Raw genomic sequence first — 25823 nt, forward strand, 5'->3', positions numbered from 1 at the left:
AACAATAAAATATATCTATTTTCAGATATTAAAAATCTATCAAAACCTATTTTTAAAATACTACAAAAAATGGTATCTTCGCAATTCACTTCAATCATAAAATTCAAGAGATAAAAATGGCAGATATAGCAAAACTACAAATTGGTGAAAAGACGTATGAGTTCCCGTTAATTAAAGGAACAGAAAATGAAACTGCAATTGATATTAAAACATTAAGAGGTGTTTCTGATGGTGTTATAACTATCGATCCAGGATATAAAAATACTGGGTCTTGTCAAAGTGCTATTACATTTTTAAATGGAGAAGAAGGAATTTTAAGATATAGAGGATATTCAATAGAAGAATTAGCAGAAAAAGCAGATTTTATTGAAGTAGCATATTTATTAATTTTTGGTGAGTTACCAACTACAGATCAATTAGATAAGTTTAAAAAAGATATTTGTGAGCAATCGATAGTAGATGAAGATATAAGAAAAATAGTAGATGCATTTCCTAAGTCTGCTCACCCAATGGGAGTAATTTCTTCATTAACATCAGCTTTAACAGCGTTTAACCCTTCTTCAGTAAATGTAGATTCAGAAGAAGAAATGTACAATGCTATTGTTAAAATACTAGGAAAATTTCCTGTATTAGTAGCATGGACAATGCGTAAAAAACAAGGGCTTCCTTTAGATTATGGTGATTGTAATTTAGGGTATGTAGAGAACACCTATAAAATGATGTTTAAGCAGCCAAATAAAGATTATATAAAGAATGATGTTGTTGTAAACGCTTTAAATAAATTATTGATTTTACATGCAGATCACGAGCAAAACTGTTCTACATCTACTGTAAGAATAGTAGGTTCTTCTCACGCAGGATTATTTGCCTCACTTTCTGCAGGAATTTCTGCACTTTGGGGACCAATGCATGGTGGAGCAAACCAAGCAGTATTAGAAATGTTAGAAGCGATTAAAGAAGATGGTGGAGATACTAAAAAATACATGGCTAAAGCGAAAGATAAAAACGATCCTTTTCGTTTAATGGGCTTCGGACACCGTGTTTATAAAAATTTCGATCCACGAGCAAAAATAATTAAAGTAGCTGCTGATGAGGTTTTGGCTAATTTAGGTGTTAATGACCCTATCTTAGAAATTGCAAAAGGATTAGAGCAAGAAGCTTTAAATGATGAATATTTTGTAAAACGTAAATTATATCCGAATGTAGATTTTTATTCAGGAATTATTTATCGTGCTATGGGTATTCCTGTAGAAATGTTTACCGTAATGTTTGCATTAGGTCGTTTACCAGGTTGGATTGCTCAATGGAAAGAAATGCGTGTGGGTAAAGAACCAATCGGTCGTCCACGTCAAATTTATACAGGAGAAAACCTTAGAAATTTTGTAGAAATTAGTAAAAGATAAAATAACTTAAAAATGCCATTTAAATTTAAATGGCATTTTTTTATTAAATATAATTGATGATGAAAGAAATTAAAATTATCAAAAACAGGTCTGATATTGGAGCAGGAACACGCGGGTCAGATATGGGAGTGGATGCTATTGAAATTGCCGCTATTAATCAAAACAACGATTTTTTTAATCGTTTTGATTATGAAGATGTAATTACAGAAAATGAATCGGTTTACAACAAAAAAAACAATTCGTTTGGTAAGCAAATAAACAGTGTTTTTAATCAATGTAAAAGATTAAGTAACCACGTAAAAGTAAATTTACAAGAAGGTAAATTTCCAATAGTTCTTTCTGGAGATCATTCTTCAGCTTTAGGAACAATAAGTGGAGTTAAGGCAGCGAATCCAAATAAAAGAGTTGGAGTAGTTTGGATTGATGCGCATGGAGATTTACACACGCCGTATACATCTCCTTCTGGAAACATTCACGGAATGCCATTAGGAGCCGTTATTTCAGACGACAATTTAGATTGTCAGATAAACGATGTAGATAGAGATACTACTGAAATATGGGATCGAATGAAAAACATCGGGATGCCAGGGCAAAAAGCTTTACCAGAAGATATTGTCTTTTTCGGAGTTAGAGATACTGAGGAACCAGAAGAAAAGCAAATGGAAAAATATGGTATTAAAAACTATATGGTTGCCGAAGTTCGCTATCGCGGATTAGAAGTTTGTGTAAACGAAGCTTTAGAAAAGTTATCTGATTGTGACATCATTTATGTGTCTTTTGACGTTGATGCGATGGATTGTGATATGATTTCTTACGGTACAGGAACACCAGTTCCTAAAGGTTTTGACGATAAAGAAATTGTTAAAATTATAAACGGTTTACTAGCTAGTAAAAAAGTAGCTTGTGTTGAATTTGTAGAAGTAAATCCATTGTTAGATTTAAAAGGAAATAAAATGGCGGAAACAGCTTTTAAAGTCTTAGAAGAAGTTGCTAAAACTATTCAAGCATTATAAGTAATAGACTATTATAAATAGGTAAAAGCATCCAAATATATATTTGGATGCTTTTTTTTTATTACAAAATAGCTGTTTTTTAAAAAATAAGAATACATTTGTCTCGTAAACTTTAGGAGTAGCTATTAAATTAGTTTGAGAAAAATCCTTAGAACCTGATTTGGTTAATACCAGCGTAGGGAAAAGTTATCTTCGATAAAATTATATCGAGTTACTACCATTCGGTTTACAGTAATATTATATAAATATGATTACTATAAAAGTAAACCAAAAAGACCATCAAGTTTTAGAAAACCAAACATTACAAGAGTTTGTTGAATATTTAAAAATTCAAACAAATGGAATTGCTATTGCTATAAATAGTACTGTGATAAAAAGAACAGATTGGTCTTTAAAGTTACTTCAAAATAATGATGATATTTTAATTATAAGATCTACTCAAGGAGGATGATTTTTATTTTAAAAGCAAACTACTTTATCAAATGAAGAACAAAGACACAGCACCAAAGCAAAACGGAATTACAAGAAAACCATTTCCGAATTCTAAGAAAATTTATGTAAACGGAAAAATCCACCCGCAAATTAAAGTAGCAATGCGTGAAATTTCGTTAAGTGATACGGTTGATTCTATGACAAAAAAGAAAACGCCAAACGAACCTGTAACAGTTTATGATACTTCAGGACCTTATACCGATCCTACTAAAGAAATTGACGTACACAGTGGAATTGAAAGAATTCGTGAATCTTGGATTAAAGACCGTGGTGATGTTGAGCAGTTGACTAAGTTTTCTTCGGAATACTGTAACGAACGCTTAAACGATACTAGTTTAGATCATATGCGTTTTAAGTTATTAAAAAATCCTTTAAGAGCTAAAAAAGGACAAAACGTAACACAATTACACTACGCTAAAAAAGGAATCATTACACCAGAAATGGAATATATTGCTATTCGTGAAAATCAGCGAATAGATGAAATGACCGAAATAAGAAAACAACATAAAGGAGAACATTTTGGAGCTAATATTCCAGCTAAAATTACTCCAGAATTTGTGCGATCAGAAGTAGCTAGAGGTCGAGCAATCATACCATCAAACATAAATCACCCAGAAGCTGAACCTATGATTTTAGGAAGAAATTTCTTGGTGAAAATAAATGCAAATATTGGTAACTCTGCCGTAACATCATCAATTGAAGAAGAAGTAGAAAAAGCTGTATGGGCTTGCCGTTGGGGAGCAGATAATATTATGGATTTATCTACAGGAGAAAATATTCATGAAACCCGCGAATGGATTATTCGTAACTCACCAGTACCAGTAGGTACAGTGCCAATTTATCAAGCATTAGAAAAAGTAAACGGTGTTGCTGAAGATTTAACATGGGAAATTTTTCGTGACACGTTAATAGAACAAGCCGAGCAAGGAGTAGATTACTTTACTATTCATGCAGGAGTTTTGTTACGTTACGTACCAATGACAGCAAAACGTGTTACAGGAATTGTATCTCGTGGAGGTTCTATCATGGCAAAATGGTGTTTAGCACATCATAAAGAAAGTTTCTTATACACACATTTCGAAGACATTTGCGAAATATTAAAACAGTACGATGTTGCCTTTTCATTAGGTGATGGCTTACGTCCAGGTTCTGTAGCCGATGCTAATGATGAAGCACAATTTGCTGAGTTAGAAACCTTAGGAGAATTAACACAAATAGCACGTAAGCACGAAGTACAGTGTTTTATTGAAGGGCCAGGGCATGTACCAATGCACATGATTAAAGAAAATATGGAGAAGCAAATTGAAGTTTGTGATGAAGCTCCTTTTTATACATTAGGACCTTTAACAACGGATATTGCTCCAGGTTACGATCACATTACTTCGGGTATTGGAGCTGCCATGATTGGTTGGTACGGATGTGCGATGTTATGTTATGTAACGCCAAAAGAGCATTTAGGATTACCAAATAAAGAAGATGTACGAGTGGGAGTAATTACTTACAAGTTAGCCGCTCATGCTGCCGATTTAGCAAAAGGACATCCTGGTTCTCAGCACAGAGATAACGCATTAAGTATGGCTCGTTTTGAGTTCCGATGGGAAGATCAATTTAATTTAGGATTAGATCCAGAACGTGCTCGTGAATATCATGATGAAACGTTGCCAGCTGCCGGTGCTAAAATTGCACATTTTTGTTCTATGTGTGGTCCAAAATTTTGTTCTATGAAAATTTCGCAAGAAGTACGTGATTTTGCCGCTGAAAACGAAATTATTGATAATGAGGTAATTCAGAAAGGAATGGACGAAAAATCGAAAGAATTTAAAGAGAAAGGCTCAGAGGTGTATTTATAAAATAATTTGGAGGTTCCTACGCCTTGAAAAAAAGGCGTAGGCGGGCTTTCCGTTATATCTTTTGCTTGTTCTCGATATAAATTTATTTCGTTTTACTACATAAATTCACTCGAACAGACAGCAAAAGGATGCCACTGCAATCCCTAACCCAAAAAACAGCCGTAATTTAAGAGTATGAAACGATCAAGGATTCTACGATTTCAATAATAAATTAGATTATTTTTGTATAAAATTAGTAGCTACTAAAATAAAACTAATATGATTGTACTTATTGCCCCAGAAAAAGATGTAGAAAACGAAATTATAATTCTACACCAATTATTTGAAGCAGGTTTAGAATACTATCATTTAAGAAAACCTTTTAAAGATTTAGAAGAACATGTATCTTATTTAAATCAAATATCAGAGAAATATCACAATAAAATAGTTGTTCATTATTTTCATGAATTAACAAATGAATTCAATTTAAAAGGAATCCATTTTCAAGAACAAAAAAGACGAGATGCTTTAGAAAACGGAAGTCGATATTTTATAGGATTAAATATGTTAGGAAAAACAATGAGTAGTTCTTTTCATGAACCTAAAGATATTGAAGTTTGCGATATCGAATTTGATTATCATTTATTAAGTCCAGTTTTTTCATCTATTTCAAAAGAAGGATATGAAGGAAGAGGTTTTGATGTAAATCACATTGATAAACCGATTGTAGGTATGGGTGGAATTAACACCGAAACAATAGCTAAAACACTCGAATTAGGTTTTGAAGGAATTGGAGTATTAGGAGGTGTTTGGAATACAGAAAATCCAGTAGAAAGTTATAAAAAGATAAAAGATAAGTTTGATTCCTTAGTTTGATTAAAAGAAAATTCTAGCTGTCAGTTCGAGTGTTTTTATGAAGTGATAACGGAATAAAAATGTATCGAGAATATGTTTCTAAAACTAAGTTATTCAGAAAATTAAAATGTAATTATCAGTTTAAGCGCAGTCGAGAACTAAATAAAAATAATTTGAATACTAAAAATTACATACTAACCATTGCAGGTTTAGATCCGTCAAGCGGAGCAGGCATCACTTCAGATATTAAAACATTTGAAGCGCACGGTTTGTATGGATTATCAGTTTGTACTGCTGTTACTGTTCAAAATGATGTTGATTTTAAAGATTGTGTTTGGATAGATGAGCAAATAATTATAGCACAAATTGAAACATTGTTTGAACGTTTTCCTATCTCAGTAGTAAAAATAGGAATTATTGAATCTTGGAATGTTTTGTTAGCTATAATTCAAACGTTGAGAAAATTAAATCCAACAATACAAATTGTAGTAGATCCAATTTTAAAAGCAAGTGCAGGATTTGAATTTCATACAAATCAAAATTTAAAAACATTCGAACAAGTGTTAGGTAATTGTGATTTTGTAACACCCAATTACGAAGAAATAAAAGCACTTTTTCCGAATAAAAATATCGAAGAAACAATTGATTTTATATCCGAAAAAACAAATACCTATTTAAAAGGCGGGCACAGAAAAGATAAAAAAGGATGGGACGAAGTGTATTATAGTAAAATCGTAAAACTAAATATTCCACCTATTGCTAATACTGTTTTCGAAAAACACGGAAGTGGTTGTGTTTTATCATCAACATTGGCAGCTAATTTAGCATTAGAATTTTCTTTAGAAGATGCTTGTAAAAACACAAAAAGGTATACCGAACAATTTTTAAATTCAAACGAATCACTTTTAGGAACCCATAATTATAAATAAAATGATAAGTAAATTACATTATATAACACAAGGTAAAACAGCACAAGAACATTTAGACAATATTCAAAAAGCTTGTGCATCTGGAGCCGAATGGGTACAATTACGATTAAAAGGTTTTGATCCTAAAACGATTTTAGAAACGGCAAAAAAAGCAAGAGAAATAACAGGGCACTTTCAAACCCGTTTAATTATAAACGATTACTATAAAGTAGCTAAAGAGGTAAATGCAGACGGCGTTCATTTAGGGAAAAGTGATGCTTGTCCGTTAAAAGTACGTGCTTATTTAGGTAAATTTTATTCCGTTGGTGGAACCGCAAATACTTTAGAAGATTGTAAAAAATTACTAGAAAAGAAAGTAGATTATATTGGTTTAGGCCCTTTTCAATTTACTGAAACTAAAAAGAATTTAAGTCCAGTTTTAGGAGTTGAAGGATATCAGCAGATTGTTAAAGAGTTACAAACTGAAACACCAATAATAGCTATTGGAGGTATTACTTTAGATGATGTTGCAGGTATTGTGCATTCAGGTGTTTATGGTGTTGCGGCATCGGGAGCAATAACCAATGATTTTACAAGTATTCCTGTTTTTCATAAAATTTTAAATGCACCAAGTATGCAAGAACAAGTATACAAAATGGATGACAAGTAATGTTTGTATGTCTCCTCGAGAGCAGTCGAGCGGTTTTTTAGTTTCATAAATTATTAAAAAAAAAATCGACTACGATCAACCTAACAAGAAATAACATGAATAATATATTAAAAATAGCAGATAAAGAATTTACATCACGTTTATTCACTGGAACAGGAAAATTTAGTTCTTCTGTTTTAATGAAAGAAGCACTGCTAGCCTCAGAAAGTGAATTAATAACCGTTGCTTTAAAAAGAGTAGATGTTAAAGATGAAAATGATGATATTTTAACACATTTAAATCATTCAAGAATTAATTTATTACCAAATACATCGGGAGTTAGAACAGCAAAAGAAGCTGTGTTTGCAGCCAAATTGTCAAGAGAGGCTTTAGAAACTAATTGGGTAAAATTAGAAATTCATCCTGATCCTAGGTATTTATTGCCCGATCCTATTGAAACTTTAAAAGCAGCGGAAGAATTGGTGAAATTAGGATTTGTAGTAATGCCTTATATTCATGCCGACCCTGTTTTATGTAAGCGATTAGAAGAGGTAGGAACGCAATGTGTAATGCCATTGGGCGCACCAATAGGAAGTAATAAAGGATTGAAAACACAAGATTTTTTAGAAATAATTATCGAGCAGTCTAATGTTCCTGTAATTGTTGATGCTGGTATTGGCGCTCCTTCTCATGCAGCTTATGCAATGGAGTTAGGAGCCGATGCTGTGTTGGTAAATACTGCTATTGCAGTATCTCAAAAGCCAGTAGCAATGGCAAGAGCGTTTAAAATGGCGGTAGAAGCTGGTAGAATGGCGTATGAAGCAAAACTAGCACCGATAAGACAAGAAGCAGAAGCAAGTAGCCCGTTAACATCGTTTTTAAATTAAAAAATGAGTAATTTTAAAGAACTTTTTGATACTTATAGTTGGGATGATACCTTAAAAAGTATTTTTAATAAAACTACTGATGAGGTAATGCGTGCTTTATCGAAAGAAAAAATTGATTTAGAAGATTTTAAAGCATTGATATCTCCTGCTGCACGCCCGTATATCGAGCAAATGGCACAAAAAAGTAGCTTACTTACTAAAAAACGATTTGGTAACACAATACAAATGTATGCGCCAATGTATTTGAGTAACGAATGCCAAAATATTTGTACATACTGTGGTTTTAGTATGACTAATAAAATACCTAGACGAACGTTAACCGACGCTGAAATTTTAAAAGAAGTAGCTTTTTTAAAAGAAAAAGGATACGATCATATTTTGTTGGTTACTGGTGAAGCAAATAAAACGGTTGGCGTTAATTATATTAAAAATGCAATCGAATTAATACGTTCGCAATTTTCAAATATTACGATTGAAGTGCAACCTTTAGATCAGGATGAATATGAATCTTTAATTGAAGCAGGATTGTACGCTGTATTAGTTTATCAAGAAACGTATCATAGAGATGAGTATAAGAAACATCATCCGAAGGGAAAAAAATCTAATTTTGATTACCGTTTAGATACGCCAGATAGATTAGGGAAAGCAGGGATTCATAAAATAGGTTTAGGTGCTTTATTCGGATTAGAAGATTGGCGTGCCGATAGTTTTTTTACAGCCTTGCATTTAAAATATTTACAAAAAACATATTGGAAAACAAAGTATTCTATTTCGTTTCCGAGGTTACGACCACATTCTGGCGGATTAGAACCAAAGGTAGAAATGACTGATGCCGATTTAGTACAATTAATTTGTGCTTTTCGTTTGTTTGATGAAGATGTAGAGTTGTCGATGTCTACCAGAGAAAGTGAAATTTTCAGGAATAATATTGTTAATTTAGGAGCTACATCAATTAGTGCAGAATCTAAAACGAATCCGGGAGGCTATACGGTAGAACCACAATCGTTGGAGCAATTTGAAATTTCTGATGAACGAAGTACAGAACAAGTGGTAAAAATGTTAAAAGACAAAGGTTTAGAAGTCGTTTGGAAAGATTGGGCACATTTTGAGTCAATAGAAAAATAATGAATTTAACTAACGAAGAACAAAAACAATATAATCGTCATCTTATTTTAGATAAAATAGGAGAAGCAGGTCAATTAAAATTAAAGCAAGCAAAAGTTTTGGTAATTGGTGCTGGCGGATTGGGTTGCCCTGTATTACAGTATTTAACAGCTGCAGGTGTTGGAAACATCGGAATTATAGATGACGATGTGGTAGATCAAAGTAATTTACAGCGTCAAATTTTATATACAATTGATGATATTGGTTTTTCTAAAGCTGAAACAGCAGCAAAGCGATTATCGAGGTTAAATCCGTTTGTGAATTTTAAAGTATATAAAGAAAAATTAACAAACGAAAATGCCATTTCATTGTTTGAAAAATATGATGTTATTGTTGATGGGAGTGATAATTTTTCAACTCGATATTTAACAAATGATGCCGCTGTAATTACCAAAAAGCCATTGGTGTACGGCGCAATTTTTAAGTTTGAAGGTCAGGTTAGTGTGTTTAATTATAAAAGTAGCGCAACTTACAGATGTTTATATCCGACACCACCAAAACCAGATGAATCTCCAAATTGTTCTGAAATTGGCGTTTTGGGAGTTTTACCAGGAATTATTGGTGGCTTACAAGCAAATGAAACGATTAAAATTATTTGCGAAATAGGGGAGGTTTTAGCTAATAAATTATTGATGTATGATACTTTAAGTATGCGTCAAATGATTTTAAAATTTGAGAAATCAGCTGATACAGTGGTTACAGAATTAGAAAAAGACTATGATTTTTTCTGCGGAATAAAATCAGTAAAAAATGAAATTACTTTTGATGAGCTTCAAAAGAATTTACCGAAATATAATTTATTAGATGTGCGTGAAAATTGGGAGCGTCAACAACATCATATTAAAGGACAACATATTCCTTTAGGAGAATTACAAAATAGATTTAAAGAGTTAAATTTTGATAAACCTCTCGTTGTGTATTGTAAATCGGGAATAAGAAGTAAAAAAGCAATCGCCTTTTTAGAAGAGGCAATTGATGAGGTTATTTTTATCAACCTAAAAAACGGATTGAATTAAAAAAATGCGTTTCCTTTTTTATAAGAGAAACGCATTGTGTAGATTATGGATTGGTTGACCATAAAGAAGCTCCTTTAAGCATGGCTCTTCTAGGTAAAGATAAACCAGCTACAATTAATTCAGCAAAGTCATCGGGTTGTAATACTTTTTCAGGATTCCCATCTGTAATTCCTAACTCTAAAGACATATCTGAAGCAATAGTACTTGGTGTAAGCGTACAAACTCTAATGTTGTTTTTACGAACTTCTTTCATTAATGATTCCGACATTCCGATTACTGCAAATTTAGAGGCCGAATATGCTGAGGTTGTTGCATTACCATTAAGTCCAGCGGTTGAAGCAATATTAATAATATCACCTTCGTTTTTTTCAATTAAATAAGGTAAAACTTCTTTGGTAACATAATACATTCCCATTAAATTGGTTTGTATAATTTGTGTCCAATTTTCAACGGGCATTTCGTTTAGCGAACCAAAAGCAGCAATACCCGCATTGTTTACTAAAATATCAACAGTGCCAAATGTATCAATAATCTCTTTTATTCCTTTTTGAACTTCGTTGTAATGGCTAACATCAAAGACAGCATAAGTCGCCTCAACACCATATGTTTTTATTTCGGTAACTGTACTAAGCAGTTGTTTCTCGTTTCTACCAGTAATGGCAACATTTATCCCTTTTTTAGCAAAAGCAATAGCGGTGGCTTTTCCTAAACCTCTACTACCTCCAGTTATGATGGCTTTTTTATTCGTTAAATTTTCCATTTATATTATAATTGGTTTTTATAGATAAAGGTATTATTTTTTATGTAATTAAACTGTTAAAAGGATGGTTAGTAATGTCAAATTAAAAATTAGAGAACTACTCGTGTTTAATTTTTATAAGAGGAACTATCCGAAGGTTTTTTTATCTTTTTTTATATTTATGGTTGATTTTCTGTAATTTTGAATAATTCATATAAAATAAAAAACTCACCAAGTTGGTGAGTTTTTTTTATACTAAAATATATTTTTTACCTTGTAGTTTCTCCTTTATCAACAGTTACACGGTTCTCGCGATTAGCAAGTTCCCATGCCGTATGAAAAACTAAACGAGTTCTGTTTTCTAACATCTCGTAGTTAATTTTTTCAGGTGTATCTGTTGGCTGGTGGTAATCATCGTGTGTACCGTTAAAATAGAAAATAACAGGAATGTTATTTTTTGCAAAATTATAATGGTCAGAACGATAGTAATAACGATTCGGGTCTTTTTCGTCGTTATATTTATAGTCTAAAGCTACGTTTGTGTATTTCTTGTTCATTGCTTCAGAAATGTCATGTAACTCGGTACTTAACTTATCAGCTCCAATTAAATACACATAATTAGGGTTTCCTTTATGGCGATCATCAACTCTACCAATCATATCAATATTTAAATTAGTAACGGTATTAGCTAAAGGGAAAATAGGATTTTCAGTATAATACTTAGAACCTAATAAACCTTTTTCTTCACCTGTAACATGTAAAAATAAAATAGAACGCTTTGGCTTTTTACCTTCGTTATAAGCTTGTTTAAAAGCTTCTGCAATTTCTAAAATGGCAACAGTACCTGAACCATCATCATCGGCACCATTATATATTTTTCCGTTTTTAACACCTTCGTGATCTAAATGTGCAGAAATCACTAAAATTTCCTCTGGTTTTTCTGTTCCTTTAATGAAAGCAACAACGTTTTCAGAATCTTTTAAAATCATTCCTCTACGATTATTACTTAAGTAAGCAGAAGGAACTTTTTGAAAATAGTTATCGCTTCCTAAAGGAGATACAATTCCTTCATTTTTATAAAAATCTCTTAAATAGTTAACTGCTTTTTTTTGCCCTGGCTCTCCAGTATTACGTCCTTCAAATTCATCAGAAGCATATATAAATAAGTGTTTTCCTAAATCTTTAGCAGTAATAGTTTTTGCATATTTCGCAGCATAATCTACGTTAGCATCATCTTTATGCTCTGTACTTGAAGTGTCTTTACTTGCTCCACATGCTGTAAAAACGATAGCACTTGCTATATAAAGTAATTTTTTCATTAAGGTTTTTGGTTTGATTAGTGTTCAAAAATAATAATTGGTAATAAACAACAATTTTAGTTTTTCTTTATTATGAATTGTTTTAATGTTTTGTTAAAACTGATCAATTCTTTTGGGAATAATTGTTCAAAAGCATTTTGATTAATTAGTTCTTTAGCTGTTCCGCTATAAATTTGTTGTTCCGAAAGCAAAACAAATTCATCTGCTAATTGAATCGCAATATTTACTTCGTGAGTAGAAATAACAATGGTTTTTCCTGTTTTTTCAACTAGTTGTTTTAATAATGAAAAGATTTTAAATGTATGATGGATGTCTAAATGAGCAGTTGGTTCATCTAAAATAATAATTGCTGTATCTTGAGCTAAAGCACGTGCGATAAGAACACGTTGTAACTGTCCGTCACTTAATTCGTAAAAACGTTTGTCTTTTAAGTGTTCAATAGCTGTTTGTTCAATTGCCCAAAGAATTTTTTTAAGGTCTTTGGATGATAATTTGTCTATCCAATTCGTATATGGTTGGCGACCTAAAGCGATTAATTCGAAAACGGTAAGTTGACTTTGGGGTAAGCGTTCAGTTAGCACCAAGCTTAAAGAAGTTGCTAGTTCGTGGTGCGAATAATCAGTAATCTTCTTTTTGTTAATTTCTATGCTTCCGCTCAAAGGATTTTGAACTTTAGATAGTGTTCGTAATAAGGTAGATTTACCGATTCCGTTTTTACCTAAAAGCGCTACAAATTTTCCTTTTTCAACAGAAAAATTAATGTTGGAAGCAATAATAGTTTGTTGCTTTTTTGTTTGATAACCTATTGAAAGGTTTTCAGTTTTAAGAACGATATTTTTTTTAGAATCAGTCAACTTTATACGTATATTTTCTTTTTTCGTACTAATAACCAAATAACTACAGGTGCACCAAATAAAGAAGTGATTGCGTTAATTGGTAAAGTAAATTCACTTGTAGGTAATTGCGCAATGGAGTCGCAAATTAATAAAGCAATTGCACCAATAAATGCAGATGCAGGTAATAGTATTTTATGATTTGAGGTAACAAAAATCATTTTAGCTATATGAGGTATTGCTAAACCTATAAAAGCAATAGGTCCCGAAAAAGCAGTGATAACGCCAGTTAATAAACTTGTGATCAATAAGATAATGTTTCTGCTTTTTTTGATGTTGATACCTAAGCTTTTTGCATAATTTTCACCTAATAAAAAACTATTTAAAGGTTTTATGATGGTAAATGTGCCTAAAATACCAATGCTATAAATAATTCCGAAAACAGAAAGTTCTGTCCATGATAAGTTTCCTAAGCTACCAAAACTCCAAAACATATATTGCTGAATTTGATCGGCTTCACTAAAATAAGATAAAACACTTATTACAGCTGAAGTTAACGACCCAAACATTAATCCGATAATTAAAATAGACATGGTATTTCTAATTCTATTCGCTGCAATAATTACAGCTAATAAAACAAAAAAAGAACCTAAACTTGCTGCAATTGCTAATGCCCAATTAGAAAATGCAATCGATACAAAAACACCGCCAAATAAGCCAGAACCTAAAATGAGTAAAGCTATTCCTAGGCTAGCACCCGAAGAGATACCTAATACAAATGGGCCTGCTAAGGGGTTTCTAAATAGGGTTTGCATTAATAATCCGCAAATAGCCAAACCAGAACCTACCATGATTGCTGTAATAGCTTTTGGTAAGCGGAAATTTAAAATAATGGTTTGCCAGCTGTCTTTAGAAGCGATACCACCAGTAAGCGAATTAAAAATATCTTTAAAAGGAATAGATACCGAACCTAAACTGATGTTTATAAAAAAGCATAGTATTAGTAAAACTAATAAAAAAACAAAGTGTTTTGTGTGTTTTCTTGACGAGTTCAATTAATCGATTGATTTTAAAAATTCAACTAATTTTTGAATTGCTAATCCACGGTGGCTAACAATATTTTTTTCTTCAGAAGTCATTTCTGCAAATGATTTATTAAATCTTTCAGGCTTAAAAATAGGATCGTAGCCAAAACCTTTTTCTCCTTGCTTTTGAGTTAAAATAGCACCTTTACAAATGCCATCAAATAGAAATTGTTTTCCATTTAAATTCAAACAAATAGAAGTTCTAAATTGTGCTTTTCGATCAGTTTTTCCGTTTAATTCAGTCAATACTTTTTGCATATTATTTTCTGAGTTGCTAGGTTCACCAGCATAACGTGCAGAATATACTCCGGGAGCTCCGTTTAAGTTTTCAATTTCTAAGCCAGTATCATCAGCAAAACAATTAAAACTAAATTTTTGGGTAATGTAATTTGCTTTTATTTTTGCATTTCCTTCTAAGGTAGTTGCAGTTTCTTCAATGTCATCAAAACATTCAATATCTTTTAAACTTAATAATTCAATATTGTTTGGTAACATTTTTTGAACTTCAGCAAGTTTGTTTAGGTTATTTGTAGCAAAAACAAGTTTCATTAATCAATTTTTTAGAGTAACAAATGTATTGTTTTTTATCATCTTTGTAGCTGCTGTTTTTAAGCAAATAATAAACTACTTAAAATTATTATTTTTAGTAGAAAAAACTAATATAGTAAAAATGAAAAAGCGAAATTTAGAACACTCTAAATTTCGCTTTTTTAAATTGGTTTTTTAAAAGTCGTTTATGCTTTTAATTTGCTTAATTCTAATTTTTTAGAATTAATTTCTTCTTGTATTTTATTTAATCGCTCTTGAATTTTAACGATAATAGCTTCTTTACGAGCAATACTTTCTTTAGAAGTAGTAGGGTCTTGTTTCGCTTTTTCTAACTTCGATTTCATTCTAGCCAAGCCTTCTTTACCACTAATTAAAATTTCTTCATTAATGCTAATGTCATCTTCATAATCGCTAATTAAAGTACCTTTTTCTTTAACGATAGATTTTTCTTCAGCTTTAATTTCATTGTCTAATTGTTCTAATTTTGCAACCTCTAAACGTAAAGCTTCTTGTTCTTTTAAATAAGCAATTTCTTTTGCTTTACGGTTTTCTTCTAATTTTTTACGTGCATTTTCTAATTTTTGCTTACGTAAAGCTAGTTCACTAACGTTGTCTTTTATAGGAGTGTCTACAGTATTCTCTACTTTTTTAGCAACAGTTTTTTTAGGCGTGTTTTTCTTAGTTTTTCTTGCTAATTTTCTTTCAAGAGATGTTAAATCTTCTTTTTGACTATCAATTTGAGAATTTAACCTTGTAAGTCTGTCTTGCATGCTAGCAACAACTTTCTGTTTTCTACTAACGTTAGTTTTAGTTGCTTTTCCGCTTTTTTTAAAATCTTCTAAATTTGCAGTAACACGTTTTAAGGCTTTTATACCACTCATTAGAATTTCTTCATTAGCACTAACCTGATCTTTTTTTACTTTTATTTGATTTCTTAAATCTTTAAAACCGTTTTGAGCGTTTGTTTGTTGTAAGCCAACAAAAAAAATAAAAAAAAGAGCTGTGAATAAATGTTTTAATGTTTTCATTATGATTTGTTTATTGGGGTTTTCAAAAGTGTTTTTTAAGGGCGACAAAATTACGATTTTTTTTGTAATTAAAATAAAGTTTAAAATAAAACTATTCATGGTGATAAGGTTCATTCTTAAGAATTGTAAATCCACGATAAATTTGTTCAATAATTAATAAACGGATCATTTGATGAGAGAATGTCATAGTTGATAACTATAATATTAAGAGAGAAAATTAAAATGTAAATTGCAAACAAATTGAACTAAAAGCACCGTTGTGTCTGATATGTCATGTAAATGTCGGGTTAAATTCAATAAGAATAATTAATAAGAATTAAAATAGAAGTTAACATTGTATGATAAATAAGAACATTCATATTATGAAACAACCAGAATTAGGAAAGCGTATTTTTCAATTAAGAAAAGAAAAAGGATTAACACAAGAAGAATTAGTAGAACAATGTAATATTAATGTAAGAACAATTCAGCGAATTGAAGCAGGAGAAGTAAATCCTAGAAGCTATACTCTTAAAACCATTTTAGAAGCTTTAGGGGAGGATTTTAAAATAATAGATAAAAATAATTCTTCAAAAAACAATCAGAATGAATGGACTAATAATGAATTAAAGATATTAAGAAATAGTAGAGTTTTTGCAATTCTTTACTTAGTAATTACTTTAATTGGGCTAATTATTGAAACGTATCTTGTAGCTAATCACATACAATATGAAAAAGTATTTTTTTTAAGAACACTTTACATGATCCCTTTTTTTATAATATTAATTTACTTTCTGAAAGGGTATAAAATAATAGCAGAAAAATTTAATAATAGTTTTTTAATTAGCGCGGTTAAAGTTTATATAGTTACAAGTATTATTATGCTTATAATCACTTTTTTTACAACCTCGCCAGGATTTTTAAATAGTTTAGATATCGTTTTAAGCATTTTGTTAATGTTGGCTTTTGGAGCGGGAGAATTAATTATGGGACTAGGTATTTTAAAGTTAAAAGAAAATTTAGGGTCATTAGCTCAAATAACAGGTGTTGTAAAAATTGTAAACGGATGTATGTTGATTACAGTAATATTGTCTCCAATTTCTTTGTTTTTTATGATTCCAATATTAACTCTTGAAATAGTATTTATATTCAATACATATAATAAGGTTGAAAAACAGCTTTTAACTACTCATGATGATAAGGTTCATTCTTAAGAATTGTAAAGCCTCTGTAAATTTGTTCAACAATAAATAAACGAATCATTTGATGAGAGAATGTCATTTTTGATAAAGATATTTTTCCGCTTGATTTTTTGTAAACCGCATCCGAAAATCCGTAAGGACCACCAATAACTAATACGAGTTGTTTAATGCCCGAGTTCATCTTTTTTTGAAGATATTGAGAAAATTCAATCGATGTAAAATGTTTTCCTTTATCGTCTAATAAAACCAACTGATCGGTATTTTGAAGCTTCGATAAAATTAATTCGCCTTCTTTTTCTTTTTGCTGAGATTCGCTTAAGTTCTTTACGTCTTTAATATCTGCAATAATATCAAGCTCAAATTTTATATAATGTTTTAGCCTATTCTGATAATTATCAATTAACTGAATCAAATTTTTATCATCAGTTTTACCAATAGCAAGTAGTTTAATTTTCATGCCGTAAAATTATGAATTATGAGCTACGAATTAGTATTTTTACATCAGAAATTATTAAAAATATGATATCAAAAGAACAATTTAATACAGAACTAGATTTAATTATTTCAAATGCCATTCGCGAAGATATAGGTGATGGCGATCATACCTCACTTTCTTGTATTCCTTCGGATGCTACCGGAAAAGCAAAATTACTGGTAAAAGATGATGGAATTATAGCCGGAGTTGAGTTTGCTAAAATGGTTTTTAAGTATGTTGATGCTGATTTACAGGTAGAAACTTTAATTAATGATGGTGATGAAGTTAAGTTTGGAGATATTGTTTTTTATGTTTCAGGAAAATCACAAGCTATTTTAATGGCAGAACGTTTGGTGTTAAATGCCATGCAACGTATGAGTGCCATTGCTACGAAAACAAAATTCTTTGCCAATTTATTAGAAGGCACAAAAACAAAGGTTTTAGATACTCGTAAAACAACGCCAGGGATTAGAGCTCTTGAAAAATGGGCAGTTAAAATTGGTGGCGGAGAAAATCACAGATTTGCCTTATATGATATGGTAATGATAAAAGACAATCATATCGATTTTGCAGGCGGAATTACACAAGCAATTACCAAAACTAAAAAATATTTAGCAGCTAAAAATTTAGATATCAAAATTATAGTTGAAGCACGTAGTTTGGAAGAAATTAAAGAGATTTTATCAAACGAAGGTGTGTATCGTATTTTAATAGATAACTTTAATTACGAAGATACGCGCAAAGCAGTTGCCTTAATTGGTGATACTTGTTTAACAGAATCTTCAGGCGGAATTAACGAAGAAACAATTCGTAAATATGCTGATTGTGGGGTAGATTTTATTTCATCAGGAGCTTTAACGCATTCGGTTTATAATTTAGATTTAAGTTTAAAAGCAGTTGATTAATTTAATATCAGTAAAATGAAAAAACAAATAATTATTGTAGCGTCTTTAGTATTTGCAATGTCTTGTAATACTGACAAAACAAAAGAAACAAAGCAAGAAAGTAAAAAAGATATGGCTGTAGAAAATCCGTTATTAATTAAAAGTACCTTAGATTATGGTGCGCCAGATTTTACTAAAATACAAGATGCACATTTTATGCCAGCTATTTTAAAAGGGATGGAATTGCAAAACGAAGCAATACATAAAATTGTTGCAAATACGGATGCTCCAACTTTTAATAATACCATTTTAGCTTTAGAGGAAAGTAGTAAAACCTTAGACAATGTAACGGCTGTTTTTTATGCTTTAGCTGGAGCAAATACCAATGATGTTTTAAAAGAAAATGAGAAAGAATTAGCACCTAAGTTTTCTAAACATAACGATGATATTTTATTAAACACGCAGTTGTTTGCTAAAGTAAAGGTCGTTTATGATAATTTAGAAGAATTAGAACTTGATGTAGAATCGAAACACTTAGTAAAAGAATATTTCAAAAACTTCTCAAAAGCAGGAGCTGATTTATCAGAAGATAAAAAAGAAAAATTAAAAGAGATCAATTCAGAAATAGCAAGTTTAGCTAATGATTTTGGTAAAAAGCTATTAGATGCAAGTAAAAAAGGCGGAGTTGTAATTGCTGATAAAGAAAAGCTAAAAGGATTTTCTGAAGAAAAAATAAAATCGATTGAAAAAGATGGGCAATTCGAAATTCAGTTGATAAATACAACACAACAACCATCATTACAAACGTTAGAAAATAGAGAAGTTCGTAAAGAATTATTTGAAAAGTCTATCCATAGATCTGATGCTGGTGAATACGACACAAGTGAGTTGGTTAAAAAGATGGTGGCTTTGAGAGCTCAAAAAGCGCAAATTTTAGGTTTTGATAATTACGCAAGTTGGAGCTTACAAGGAACCATGGCGTTAACACCCGCTAAAGTTTTTGAAATGTTTGAAGGATTAATTCCGGGTGCTTTAACTAAAGTTGCATCAGAAACAAAAGAAATTCAAGCTGAAATAAATAAAGAAGGTAAAGATTTTAAATTAACTGCCTACGATTGGAATCATTATGCTGAAAAAGTGCGTAAATCTAAATACAATTTAAATGAAGAGGAAGTAAAACCTTATTTCGAATTAACAAATGTGTTAGAAAAAGGGGTGTTTTTTGCAGCTACAAAATTATACGGAATCACTTTTAAAAAACGTACTGATATTCCGGTTTATCATCCAGATGTTGTAGTGTATGAGTTATTTGAAGAAGACGGAAGTAAATTAGGATTATTTTACGGTGATTTTTTTGCAAGAGATAGTAAACGTGGAGGTGCGTGGATGAGCGCTTTTGTAAAACAATCTAAATTACGTAACCAAAAACCAGTAGTTTATAATGTGTGTAATTCGCCAAAACCAGCAGCAGGTGAACCAGCTTTAATTAGTTTTGATGAAGTAGAAACGATGTTTCATGAATTTGGTCATGCCTTGCATGGTTTATTTGGTAATCAAACATACGCATCAATTTCGGGAACAAGTACTGCGAGAGATTTTGTTGAGTTTCCGTCGCAATTTAACGAAAACTGGTCAACACATCCAGCTGTTTTAAATAATTATGCGGTACATTATAAAACAGGAGAGGTTATTCCTGCCGAATTATTAAAAAAGATAAAAGATGCCGGAACTTTTAATCAAGGATATTCAATGATTGAAAACTTAAGCTCATCAAGTTTAGATATGCAATGGCATACAATTTCGGTGGATACTAAAATTGAAGATGTTGCCAAATTTGAAGCAGCAGCATTAGAAAAAATGAAATTAAAAGTAGCGGAAGTACCACCAAGATATCGTTCAACTTATTTTGCACATATTTTTAGTGGAGGTTATGCAGCCGGATATTATTCTTATTTATGGACAGAAATGTTAAGTCACGATGCTTACGATTGGTTTAAAAACAACGGATTGTTAACACGTGCAAACGGAGATAAATTTAGAAACGAAGTGCTGTCAAAAGGAAACACGATGGATTATGCAAAAATGTATCAAGTATTTGCAGGAAGAGATCCGAAAGCAGCACCAATGTTAAAAGCAAGAGGTTTACAATAGTTCGATTGTCATATCGAGTAAATTTTGAGGAACGAATAAATTTGTATCGAGATGTTTTTAGTATTCATAAACATCATAAGATTATTTTAAAATGAACGATTACTTCGATAGTGAAACATTTAATAAAATAGATTTTGCACAAGCAAAAATCAAAAAAGGAGAATATGATAATTGTACGTTCACGGATTGTAATTTCGAGAACGTACATGCATCAAATATCCAGTTTGTGGAGTGTGAGTTTATCGATTGTAATTTTAGTAATGCAATAGTTGCAAACACTGCTTTTAAAGAAGCTTCGTTTATTAATTGTAAAATGATAGGTGTAAAATTTAATGAGTGTGATTCGTTTTTATTACAGTTTAGTTTTAAAGAATGTCAATTAAATTTCTCGTCATTTTATCAACTTAAAATTCCGAATACAAAATTTATAGATTGTAATTTGCAAGAAGTAGATTTTACAGAAACTAATTTAACAAATTCGGATTTTGAAAATTGCGATTTTAAAAAAACGATATTTGATAGAACTATTTTAGAAAAATCAGATTTTAAAACTGCTTTTAATTTTAATATTGATCCTGAAGAAAATAAATTAAAAGGAGGAAAGTTTAGTAAAGAAAATATTATAGGCTTGTTACAGAAATATAATATTGTAGTTGAGTAACTCTTAACATAGTTTATTTTATGATAACTTTGTTTGATGTTATTTTGAAACAAGTTGAAAAAGAAGATTATGTATTTAATTTTTAACGTCAACCTGAATTTATTTCAGGTTAACATATAGATTAATTAAAATGTATCATTCCTGCGAAGGCAGGAAACTCATTCTAAAAAAAGATACTTTCAGATAGGGTATCTATTTTAAAAAAAAATGATAGTGAAAAGGAAATATCAATAAATGACCAAACAAACAGAAAGTAACCTAGAAAAAATACCAGTAGTAAACATTTTGGTAAAACTTGGAAAAAAAATAAAAATTCCAGGTTTACAAGGTATGTCATTATACGATGTAATTGAAATGTATATTATAGGTATTGTAAAAGGGGCTTTAACAACGCGTGCAGGTGGAATTGCATTTAGTTTTTTTATGGCAATATTCCCTTTTTTACTGTTTATTTTATCACTGATTCCTTATATTCCTATCGAAGGATTTCAGGATAATCTCTTCTGGTTAATTCAAGAAATGTTGCCTCCTAAAACTTTTGATGCCGTAGATGTGGTGTTAAAAGATATTATAAATAATCAATATAGCGGATTATTATCTTTCGGATTTTTAGCTTCAATATTTTTAATGACAAATGGTGTAAATGCTATTTTTGGAGGTTTCGAATATTCGTACCATGTAACAGAGATGAGAAACGTTTTTACAGCATACATTGTTTCGTTAGGAGTTTCGTTATTAATGTCTCTTTTCTTAATAATAACAGTAGTTGCAATCATTTTTTATCAAATAGCATTGTCAAGAATAGATAATATAGGTTGGCTAGATACCAGTGATTTAGATTTGTTTTATTGGGGAAAAGGCTTGTTGTTTTTAATAATGATTTTCACGATTGTTTCGTTGCTATTTCGCTTTGGTACTAAACAGGGTAAGGAAGTGAAGTTTTTTTCACCAGGAGCTATTTTAACCACAGTATTATCATTATTTACATTTTATATATTCGGTGTTTATGTAACAAATTTTGCAACTTATAACCAATTGTATGGTGCAATAGGAACGTTATTAATACTCATGTTATTTGTGTGGTTAAACGCAATTATATTGCTTTTAGGGTTTGAGTTAAATGCATCTATTTATAGTTTAAAACGTGTAAATAAAACTTTATAATTCGCCTATAAATTCAGATATTTGCCAATTAAATTGGATTAAGTATTTCACTCTTGTGAAAGACTTACTTTCAAGAAGTAGAATACAGCATACAAACATTTAAAAAATAAGTATTTTAAGTTTTGAGAAAAACCTCATAATTTACAATTCATAATTCATAATTATTTACATGAAACCATCAATCCCAAAAGGAACTAGAGATTTTTCATCAAACGAAGTAGCAAAAAGAAATTATATTTTTAATATAATAAAATATTCGTTTGAAAATTTCGGATTTCAACCTATTGAAACACCAAGTTTCGAAAACTCATCAACTTTAATGGGAAAGTATGGGGAAGAAGGAGATCGTTTAATTTTTAAGATTTTAAATTCTGGGGATTATTTAAAGAAAGTTGATGATACTTTATTGACTGAAAAAAATAGTCAGAAAATAATATCAAAAATTTCAGAAAAAGCATTGCGTTACGACTTAACAGTGCCATTTGCACGTTATGTGGTGCAACACCAAAACGATATTACGTTTCCTTTTAAAAGATATCAAATTCAACCTGTTTGGAGGGCTGATCGCCCGCAGAAAGGACGTTTTAGAGAATTTTATCAATGTGATGCCGATGTAGTAGGAAGTAAATCCTTATTGCAAGAAGTAGAGTTTGTACAGTTATATGATACTGTTTTTAGTAAGTTAGGCCTAAAGGGTACGACTATCAAAATAAATAACAGAAAAATTTTATCAGGAATCGCTGAGGTAATCGGAGCTTCGGATAAATTAATCGATTTTACAGTAGCTTTAGATAAATTAGATAAAATTGGTAAAGAAGGTGTTGTAAAAGAAATGCTTGAAAAAGGAATTTCGGAAGATGCTATTGAAAAAGTAGCTCCACTATTTAATTTTACAGGAAGTAATCAAGCTAAATTAGCTTCTTTACAAAACATGTTGCAAACATCCGAAGAAGGTTTACAAGGAGTGGCAGATTTACGAACTGTGGTAAGTATGATTGAAGAAATTGGCTTAACATCAGCATCGTTAGAGTTAGATGTAACTTTGGCTCGTGGATTAAATTATTATACAGGTGCTATTTACGAAGTAAGTGCTCCCGAAGGTGTAAAAATGGGTTCTATCGGTGGTGGAGGTCGTTATGACGATTTAACGGGAATCTTCGGATTAAAAGATGTAAGTGGCGTAGGTATTTCTTTCGGATTAGACAGAATTTACTTAGTGATGGAAGAGCTTGGTTTATTTGGAGAAGTTGAACTACCTAAACCAAGAGTATTGTTTTTAAATTTTGATGAAGCTGAGAATTTATCAAAAATAAAAGCCATAAAAAGTTTAAGAGAAAACAATGTGAAATCAGAATTATATCCTGATACCGCAACAAGTAATAAACAGGAAAAGAAGCAATGGAAATACGTTAGCAATAGAGGCATACAATTTGTGGTAACGACTATTGAAAACAATATGTTTGTTTTAAAAGATATGATAAACGGAGAGCAAACTACTTGTTCTTTAGATGAATTGATAAGTAAAGTACAGTAAGTTAACAACTAATTTGTAAATTTGCGCCCTAATAATTGAAAGAAATGTTTGAAGTTAAGAGCAACAAAATGAATGACGAGAGAATAGACGAGATAGGAGAAAACCACATAAGCACATCAGCAGAATCGCCAATACGCTCAGATGCTTTTGATATCTCGGACCAAGAAAAAATTAAAAGAATTGAAGAAAGTGTTAAAGATATTTTAATCACTTTAGGAATGGATTTAACAGACGATAGTATGCAAGGAACACCAAAGCGTGTTGCAAAGTCTTTTGTAAATGAAATCTTTATGGGATTAAACCCTGCAAATATGCCAAAGGCATCTACGTTTGACAATAATTACAATTATGGTGAAATGTTAGTGGAAAAAAATATCGTAGTATATTCTACTTGTGAGCATCATTTATTACCAATAATTGGTCGCGCACATGTTGCTTATATTTCTGATGGAAAAGTGATTGGCCTTTCTAAAATGAACCGTATTGTAGAATATTTTTCTAAACGACCGCAAGTACAAGAGCGTTTAACAATGCAAATAGTGCAAGCAATGCAAGAAGCATTAGGAACACAAGATGTAGCTTGTATTATTGATGCAAAACATTTATGTGTAAATTCAAGAGGTATAAAAGATATTGAAAGCAGTACTGTTACCGCTGAATTTGGAGGTAAGTTTAAAGAGAAAGATAGAAAACGAGAGTTTTTAGATTACGTAAAAATGGATACAAAATTTGATTAATATCAAATATTTAAATATAACAAAGTCGATTTGCTAAAGGTAAATCGACTTTTTTTTGCGTTAGTTTTATTTTTTAGTGGTATTTCTAACTCATTTAGGAGGTATATTTTAGTAAAGGTTATTACTTAGGATAAAACAATGTGAGCAGATTATATAGAGGATTTTACATTTTAGTAACTTGTAAGTCAGTAAGTAAGGTGTTCTTTCTGTGTTTGCGTAAAACATAAGGACAAAAAAGAGTAATTAAGAAATGTTTATTAAAATAAAATGTAAATTTATGTTGTTTCTAATATTTTGGCATTACATTTGCAATTCAATAAACGTTGTTAGCACTTAAGCAAGCAACAAATAATTTTTTATTATGAATAAAGGTACCGTAAAATTCTTCAACGAATCAAAAGGATTTGGATTTATCACAGAAGAAGGAAGCAACAAAGAACATTTTGTACATGTTTCAGGATTAATCGACGAAATTCGTGAGAATGACGAAGTTGAATTCGAATTACAAGAAGGAAAAAAAGGATTAAACGCTGTTGACGTAAGAGTATTATAATATATATTATTACCAGAGTAAACTTTTTAAAAAAAGCCTATCAACTATTGATAGGCTTTTTTGTTTTTACTTGTTAAATAACCTTAGCGAAAGAGTATACATGTGAATAAATTTACAGCTAATTTTAATAAAATCAATTATTTATGTTGATTTTATAATTTTTGGCATTACATTTGCAATTCAATAAACGTTGTTAGCACTTAAGCAAGCAACAAATAATTTTTTATTATGAATAAAGGTACCGTAAAATTCTTCAACGAATCAAAAGGATTTGGATTTATCACAGAAGAAGGAAACAACAAAGAACATTTTGTACATGTTTCAGGATTAATCGATGAAATTCGTGAAAACGATGAGGTTGAGTTTGACTTACAAGATGGAAAAAAAGGATTAAACGCTGTAAACGTAAGAGTATTATAATATATATTATTACCAGAGTAAACTTTTTAAAGACAAGCCTATCAATAATTTGATAGGCTTTCTTATTTTTTTATATAAAATATTTTAAATGAAAGACGGTAGAAATAGAAACCATATTCGTGTTGGTTGTGAGGTTGAGGTTATTCAAAAAAATCATCAAAGATCAGGTGAATTAACTTCGGGTATTGTAAGTAGAATATTAACAAATTCAGCTAATCATCCTCATGGAATTAAGGTGCAATTAGATTCTGGAATTGTAGGAAGAGTAAAAAATATAAAAGAAGATTAGATGAA

At 30.8% G+C, this 25823-nt stretch carries 27 protein-coding genes, 1 pseudogene and 1 riboswitch; of the genes and pseudogenes, 20 read left to right on the forward strand and 8 right to left on the reverse strand.

All coding sequences use genetic code 11. The features are described from left to right. Positions 1-116 precede the first annotated feature (116 nt). From N2251_RS02030 to moeB, 10 genes are all read left to right on the forward strand, one after another. Positions 117-1403: a citrate synthase gene (locus N2251_RS02030; RefSeq protein WP_260585033.1), complete on the forward strand. Its 1287-nt coding sequence runs from the start codon at positions 117-119 to the stop codon at positions 1401-1403. Positions 1404-1459: 56 nt separating this feature from the next. After that, on the forward strand, positions 1460-2416 hold the full coding sequence (locus N2251_RS02035) for an arginase (RefSeq protein ID WP_260585034.1): 957 nt from the start codon (positions 1460-1462) through the stop codon (positions 2414-2416). Positions 2417-2520: 104 nt separating this feature from the next. Next, positions 2521-2615: riboswitch (TPP riboswitch) on the forward strand. A 48-nt stretch (positions 2616-2663) separates the two neighbouring features. Beyond that, entirely contained in the window at positions 2664-2867 is a 204-nt protein-coding gene (gene thiS / locus N2251_RS02040; RefSeq protein WP_260585035.1) for a sulfur carrier protein ThiS, read from the forward strand. A 31-nt stretch (positions 2868-2898) separates the two neighbouring features. Next, entirely contained in the window at positions 2899-4758 is a 1860-nt protein-coding gene (thiC, locus tag N2251_RS02045; protein WP_260585036.1) for a phosphomethylpyrimidine synthase ThiC, read from the forward strand. A 258-nt stretch (positions 4759-5016) separates the two neighbouring features. Further along, complete coding sequence (locus N2251_RS02050; protein WP_260585037.1) at positions 5017-5613, forward strand: thiamine phosphate synthase; 597 nt, start codon at positions 5017-5019, stop codon at positions 5611-5613. A 152-nt stretch (positions 5614-5765) separates the two neighbouring features. Further along, complete coding sequence (locus N2251_RS02055) at positions 5766-6521, forward strand: hydroxymethylpyrimidine/phosphomethylpyrimidine kinase (protein WP_260585038.1); 756 nt, start codon at positions 5766-5768, stop codon at positions 6519-6521. Position 6522: 1 nt separating this feature from the next. Further along, positions 6523-7170: a thiamine phosphate synthase gene (thiE, locus tag N2251_RS02060; protein ID WP_260585039.1), complete on the forward strand. Its 648-nt coding sequence runs from the start codon at positions 6523-6525 to the stop codon at positions 7168-7170. A 95-nt stretch (positions 7171-7265) separates the two neighbouring features. Then, complete coding sequence (locus N2251_RS02065) at positions 7266-8036, forward strand: thiazole synthase (RefSeq protein WP_312025079.1); 771 nt, start codon at positions 7266-7268, stop codon at positions 8034-8036. A 3-nt stretch (positions 8037-8039) separates the two neighbouring features. Further along, complete coding sequence (thiH, locus tag N2251_RS02070; protein ID WP_260585040.1) at positions 8040-9161, forward strand: 2-iminoacetate synthase ThiH; 1122 nt, start codon at positions 8040-8042, stop codon at positions 9159-9161. Beyond that, positions 9161-10216, forward strand: a complete 1056-nt coding sequence (moeB, locus tag N2251_RS02075; protein ID WP_260585041.1) for a HesA/MoeB/ThiF family protein — start codon at positions 9161-9163, stop codon at positions 10214-10216. Before thiH ends, moeB begins: the two co-directional genes overlap by 1 nt. Positions 10217-10259: 43 nt before the next feature. On the opposite strand, the gene N2251_RS02080 is transcribed toward moeB, so the two are convergent. The 7 genes and pseudogenes from N2251_RS02080 to N2251_RS02110 all read right to left on the reverse strand — a co-directional run. Further along, positions 10260-10976, reverse strand: a complete 717-nt coding sequence (locus tag N2251_RS02080) for a 3-ketoacyl-ACP reductase (RefSeq protein WP_260585042.1) — start codon at positions 10974-10976, stop codon at positions 10260-10262. A 248-nt stretch (positions 10977-11224) separates the two neighbouring features. Then, positions 11225-12274 carry a M28 family metallopeptidase gene (locus N2251_RS02085; RefSeq protein ID WP_260585043.1) on the reverse strand — a complete coding sequence of 350 codons (1050 nt, stop codon included), beginning with the start codon at positions 12272-12274 and terminating at the stop codon, positions 11225-11227. 56 nt (positions 12275-12330) lie between these two features. Then, complete coding sequence (locus N2251_RS02090; protein WP_260585044.1) at positions 12331-13128, reverse strand: ABC transporter ATP-binding protein; 798 nt, start codon at positions 13126-13128, stop codon at positions 12331-12333. Positions 13129-13130: 2 nt separating this feature from the next. Next, positions 13131-14162: a FecCD family ABC transporter permease gene (locus tag N2251_RS02095; RefSeq protein WP_260585045.1), complete on the reverse strand. Its 1032-nt coding sequence runs from the start codon at positions 14160-14162 to the stop codon at positions 13131-13133. Beyond that, positions 14163-14741, reverse strand: coding sequence for a non-canonical purine NTP diphosphatase (locus N2251_RS02100; protein WP_260585046.1), 579 nt, complete (start codon positions 14739-14741; stop codon positions 14163-14165). A gap of 185 nt (positions 14742-14926) precedes the next feature. Then, positions 14927-15769 (reverse strand): hypothetical protein, encoded by an 843-nt coding sequence (locus tag N2251_RS02105; RefSeq protein WP_260585047.1) that lies wholly within the window; start codon positions 15767-15769, stop codon positions 14927-14929. A 91-nt stretch (positions 15770-15860) separates the two neighbouring features. Further along, positions 15861-15965, reverse strand: a pseudogene (locus tag N2251_RS02110) (23S rRNA (pseudouridine(1915)-N(3))-methyltransferase RlmH); the annotation flags it as partial. 166 nt (positions 15966-16131) lie between these two features. On the opposite strand from N2251_RS02110, the gene N2251_RS02115 reads away from it, so the two are divergent. Further along, positions 16132-16962 carry a helix-turn-helix domain-containing protein gene (locus N2251_RS02115; RefSeq protein ID WP_260585048.1) on the forward strand — a complete coding sequence of 277 codons (831 nt, stop codon included), beginning with the start codon at positions 16132-16134 and terminating at the stop codon, positions 16960-16962. Here the strand turns inward: N2251_RS02115 and rlmH are convergent. Next, positions 16934-17407 (reverse strand): 23S rRNA (pseudouridine(1915)-N(3))-methyltransferase RlmH, encoded by a 474-nt coding sequence (gene rlmH / locus N2251_RS02120; protein ID WP_260585049.1) that lies wholly within the window; start codon positions 17405-17407, stop codon positions 16934-16936. The two genes, N2251_RS02115 and rlmH, sit on opposite strands and share 29 nt — an antisense overlap. Before the next feature lie 62 nt (positions 17408-17469). Between rlmH and nadC the strand changes: the two genes are divergently transcribed. The 9 genes from nadC (at position 17470) to N2251_RS02165 (ending at position 25818) form a co-directional block, all read left to right on the forward strand. Continuing rightward, positions 17470-18330, forward strand: a complete 861-nt coding sequence (gene nadC, locus N2251_RS02125; protein WP_260585097.1) for a carboxylating nicotinate-nucleotide diphosphorylase — start codon at positions 17470-17472, stop codon at positions 18328-18330. 15 nt (positions 18331-18345) lie between these two features. Beyond that, positions 18346-20460 (forward strand): M3 family metallopeptidase, encoded by a 2115-nt coding sequence (locus N2251_RS02130; protein ID WP_260585050.1) that lies wholly within the window; start codon positions 18346-18348, stop codon positions 20458-20460. Between the two features lie 91 nt (positions 20461-20551). Beyond that, positions 20552-21121 carry a pentapeptide repeat-containing protein gene (locus N2251_RS02135; protein WP_260585051.1) on the forward strand — a complete coding sequence of 190 codons (570 nt, stop codon included), beginning with the start codon at positions 20552-20554 and terminating at the stop codon, positions 21119-21121. Positions 21122-21355: 234 nt separating this feature from the next. Beyond that, complete coding sequence (locus N2251_RS02140; protein WP_260585052.1) at positions 21356-22285, forward strand: YihY/virulence factor BrkB family protein; 930 nt, start codon at positions 21356-21358, stop codon at positions 22283-22285. 169 nt (positions 22286-22454) lie between these two features. Then, positions 22455-23819, forward strand: coding sequence for a histidine--tRNA ligase (gene hisS / locus N2251_RS02145; protein ID WP_260585053.1), 1365 nt, complete (start codon positions 22455-22457; stop codon positions 23817-23819). A 68-nt stretch (positions 23820-23887) separates the two neighbouring features. Beyond that, entirely contained in the window at positions 23888-24556 is a 669-nt protein-coding gene (folE, locus tag N2251_RS02150; protein WP_260585054.1) for a GTP cyclohydrolase I FolE, read from the forward strand. Positions 24557-24917: 361 nt separating this feature from the next. After that, a complete protein-coding gene (locus tag N2251_RS02155; RefSeq protein ID WP_260585055.1) occupies positions 24918-25109 on the forward strand; it encodes a cold-shock protein in 192 nt (63 codons plus the stop codon). A 228-nt stretch (positions 25110-25337) separates the two neighbouring features. Continuing rightward, positions 25338-25529 (forward strand): cold-shock protein, encoded by a 192-nt coding sequence (locus N2251_RS02160; RefSeq protein WP_218771141.1) that lies wholly within the window; start codon positions 25338-25340, stop codon positions 25527-25529. 88 nt (positions 25530-25617) lie between these two features. Then, positions 25618-25818: a YwbE family protein gene (locus tag N2251_RS02165; RefSeq protein ID WP_260585056.1), complete on the forward strand. Its 201-nt coding sequence runs from the start codon at positions 25618-25620 to the stop codon at positions 25816-25818. Positions 25819-25823 lie beyond the last annotated feature (5 nt).

It is taken from the genome of Tenacibaculum haliotis (genome assembly GCF_025215075.1).
Classification (GTDB): Bacteria; Bacteroidota; Bacteroidia; order Flavobacteriales; family Flavobacteriaceae; genus Polaribacter; species Polaribacter haliotis_B.